Source organism: Micromonospora sp. NPDC049799 (genome assembly GCF_040656655.1).
GTDB lineage: Bacteria > Actinomycetota > Actinomycetes > Mycobacteriales > Micromonosporaceae > Micromonospora.
Genome location: NZ_JBFAMU010000501.1, coordinates 1 through 3,577 on the forward strand (window position 1 = coordinate 1; position 3,577 = coordinate 3,577).

Annotated in this window: 3 protein-coding genes; all 3 read left to right on the plus strand. The window is 73.0% G+C overall.

The annotated features are described in order from the left end of the window. On the plus strand, positions 1 to 441 hold a 441-nt coding region (locus AB0I76_RS25230), incomplete at its 5' end, for a maleylpyruvate isomerase family mycothiol-dependent enzyme (RefSeq protein ID WP_357040180.1). Between the two features lie 126 nt (positions 442 to 567). Next, positions 568 to 1,509: a terpene synthase gene (locus tag AB0I76_RS25235; RefSeq protein WP_357040183.1), complete on the plus strand. Its 942-nt coding sequence runs from the start codon at positions 568 to 570 to the stop codon at positions 1,507 to 1,509. A gap of 139 nt (positions 1,510 to 1,648) precedes the next feature. Beyond that, on the plus strand, positions 1,649 to 3,475 hold the full coding sequence (locus tag AB0I76_RS25240) for a long-chain fatty acid--CoA ligase (RefSeq protein WP_357040186.1): 1,827 nt from the start codon (positions 1,649 to 1,651) through the stop codon (positions 3,473 to 3,475). Positions 3,476 to 3,577 lie beyond the last annotated feature (102 nt).

Sequence of the window (3,577 nt, forward strand, 5' to 3'; positions counted from 1 at the left end):
GTCCGGCGCCGGCTCGCGGCCCAGCCGTGGTCCCGGCTGGTCGGCCAGGTGCGCCGGCCGCCGGCGTGGAGCCCGGTCAGCAACCGGTTGACCGACGAGCTGGTCAACACGATGGAGTTCTTCATCCACCACGAGGACGTGCGGCGTGCCCGCCCGGGCTGGATGCCACGGGACCTGCCCGCCGGGCTGCACCGCGCGTTGTGGAGGCGGGTCGCACCGCTGGCCCGTCTCGGGCTGCGCCGGTTCCCGGCCGACGTCTTCGTACAGGCGCCCGGCTACGGCGAGCTGTCGGTGGGTCGGGGCGGCGAGCCGGTCCGCGTGGTGGGGGCTCCCGGCGAGCTGGCCCTCTTCCTCTCCGGCCGGCAGCGCGTTGCGCGGGTGCAGGTGGCCGGGCCGGCGGCGGCGGTGGAACGCCTCCGGGGCGCCGACCTGGGCATGTAACGGACTGTACGTAAACGGCCACACCCCCCACGCCGAACGACGTCGCACGCGGCTCGATGTTCCGGGCGCGCTCCCGTACGCTGTGCCGCGCCGTCCCGCCCCGGGCGGCGCGACAGGGGGACGCCCATGCGAACCTTCGCGATCTCGGCGCTGCACGAGCCCCCCTTCCCTGCACGCCGGCACGAGGCCACGGACCGGGTGGCCGAGGAGAGCCTGGCGTGGGCGCGGCACTTCGGTTTGATCACTAACGGTCACCGGTTACAGCGGGCCGATCCCGCCGGCCTGGCCGGGCGGGCCTGCCCGGACGGCCCGGTCGGCCAGCTGCGGCTGCTGGCCGACCTGGTCTGCTGGCTGTTCGTCATGGACGACACCTGCGACGAGGACGGCCTCGGCGACGCGCCCACCCGACTGGCACCGACCGTGGCCGTCCTGCTCGACGTGCTGGACCGCCACGGCGACCCGACGGCTCCGTTGCCCACCGGGGGCGGGGCGCTCGGCGACGCGCTGGACGATCTGTGCCGCCGGGTCCGGGTGTCGGGGCACGCCGGGATGCTCCTGCGCTTCGCGAGCCAGCTCCGGCAGTACCTCATGGCGTTGCTCTGGGAGGCGGCCAACCGCGAGCACTCCCGGACCCCCGGGGTGCGGGAGTACGTGCAGATGCGCCGCCACACCGGCGGCGTGCCACCCACCCTCACCCTCACCGACCTGGCCATCGGCGCGGCGGCCGGGCCCACGCTGCGCGCCGAGCCGGCGCTGGCCGCCCTCGACCTGCTCGCCGCCGACCTGATCTGCTGGTGCAACGACGTCTTCTCCTACGGCAAGGAGAACCGTGCCGGCCCGGACGTCCACAACCTGGTCAGCGTGATCGCCGCGGAGACCGGCGGCGACGAGGCGTCGGCCCTCCGGGCGGCGGCGGACCGGTTCAACCGGGCGCTGGCGGCGTACCTCGAGGCGGAGGCGGCCCTCCTGGCGACCGGCGGCGCGGCGGTGCGGCCGGTGCTGCGGGGACGGCGGCACTGGATCCGGGCCACCTACGACTGGTCCCGCGTCGCCGCCCGGTACGCCTGACAAACGCGTTCCACCTCGCGGGACGACACCCGCACCGGATCACCCGGGCTAGCCGAGGCCCGGGTGCAGGCAATACTCTTCGGTAACCGATATTGGCGTGACGGTGGTCACGTCACCACCCCCGAAGGCGGCTACAGCGATGGCTCTCGATGTACCGTACCGCTCCATCCCTGACATGTTCCTGAAGCGTGTCGCGGCGACTCCCGACGCCCACGCGTTCGCCCACCCGGCCCCCGACGACTCCGGACCGGTCTGGTTGACCTGGGAGCAGGTGGCCCACCGCGCCAAGGCGATCGCCGCCGGGCTGCACGGGCTCGGCGTCGGTCAGGAGGATCCGGTGGCGATCCTGGCGAACACCCGGCTCGACTGGGTGCTCGCCGACCTCGGCATCATGTGCGCCGGCGGCGCGACCACGACGGTCTACCCGACCACGGAGCCGGAGGACGCGACCTACATCATCGCGGACTCGGGCTCCCGGGTGCTGTTCGCCGAGAACCCGGCCCAGGCCAAAAAGATCGCGGGCGCGGACCTGCCGCGGCTCACCCATGTGGTGCTCCTCGACGGCGCGGCCGACCCCACCGCGGCCGTCCCCCAGCTGACCCTCGCCGAGCTGGAGGAGCAGGGCGCCCGGGCGCTCGCCGCCGAACCGGACCTGATCGAGATGCTGGTCGCCGGGATCGGCCCGGACCACCTGGCCACCCTGATCTACACCTCCGGCACCACCGGCCGCCCGAAGGGCGTCGAGCTGCTGCACGGCGGCTGGTGCTGGGAGGGCGTCGTCCAGGCCCAGACCAGCCTGCTGCGCGACGGCGACCTGCACTACCTCTGGCTGCCGCTGTCGCACTCGTTCGGCAAGACGCTGATCTGCGGCAGCATCCACGTCGGCCTGCCGACGTACGTCGACGGCCGGGTGGACCGGCTCGTCGACATGCTCGGCGTGGTCAAGCCGACGCTGATGTGCGGCGCGCCGCGGGTGTTCGAGAAGGTCTACAACAAGGCCGTCACCACCGCCCAGGGCGCCGGCGGCGCGAAGGCGAAGATCTTCGCCTGGGGCGTCGCCGTGGGCAAGGAGAAGGTCACCCTGGAGCAGGCCGGCAAGCCGGTCCCCGCCGGGTTGAAGCTGAAGTACGCGGTGGCGGAGAAGCTGGTGTTCAGCAAGCTCCAGGCCCGCCTCGGCGGCCGGATCCGGGTGCTCGTCTCCGGCGCCGCCCCGCTCAGCCCCGAGATCGCCACCTTCTTCGCCGCCGCCAACCTGCCGATCTCCGAGGGCTACGGCCTCACCGAGACCAGCGCCGGCAACTTCGTCAACCGGCCGGGCGGGCTCCGCATCGGCACCGTCGGCCAGGCCATGGGCGACCTGGAGTGCAAGATCGACACCGACGGCGAGATCCTGGTCAAGGGCCGCCCGGTGATGCGCGGGTACCACAACCTGCCCGAGGAGACCGCCGCCGCCTTCACCGAGGACGGCTTCTTCCGTACCGGTGACATCGGCAGCCTGGACGACGACGGCTACCTGCGGATCACCGACCGCAAGAAGGACCTGGTCAAGACCTCGGGCGGCAAGTACATCGCGCCGTCGCACATCGAGGGCATGTTCAAGGCGACCTGCCCGTACACCTCGCAGGCCGTGGTGATCGGCCAGGCCCGCAACTACTGCACCATGCTGGTCACCCTCGACCCGGACGCCATCAAGGGCTGGGCCGCGGGGACGCCGTTGGAGGGTCGCAGCTACGCCGAGATCGTCTCCTCGCCCGAGGCGCAGGCCATGGTCGAGGAGTACGTGGCGCAGCTCAACGCCAAGCTCAACCGGTGGGAGACGATCAAGAAGGTCACCATCCTGCCGCGCGACCTCACCATCGAGGACGGCGAGATCACCCCGTCGCTGAAGATCAAGCGGCGGGGCGTGGAGAGCAACTTCGCGGCCGAGATCGACAAGATGTACGCCGGGACGCTCGCCGAGCTGTGAGCACGCCGCCGGGGGGGGCCGCGCCCGGGGGGGGCGCGCGCCCGGCGCCCCCCCCCCCGCGGCCGGGGCGCCGACACCCACCCCCCCGACACCCCCCGCACC

What these genes read in the sequence shown, in the direction of transcription:
- AB0I76_RS25240 (WP_357040186.1), top strand. Translation starts at nt 1,649, where the DNA reads ATGGCTCTCGATGTACCGTACCGCTCCATCCCTGACATGTTCCTGAAG.
- AB0I76_RS25235 (WP_357040183.1), top strand. Translation starts at nt 568, where the DNA reads ATGCGAACCTTCGCGATCTCGGCGCTGCACGAGCCCCCCTTCCCTGCA.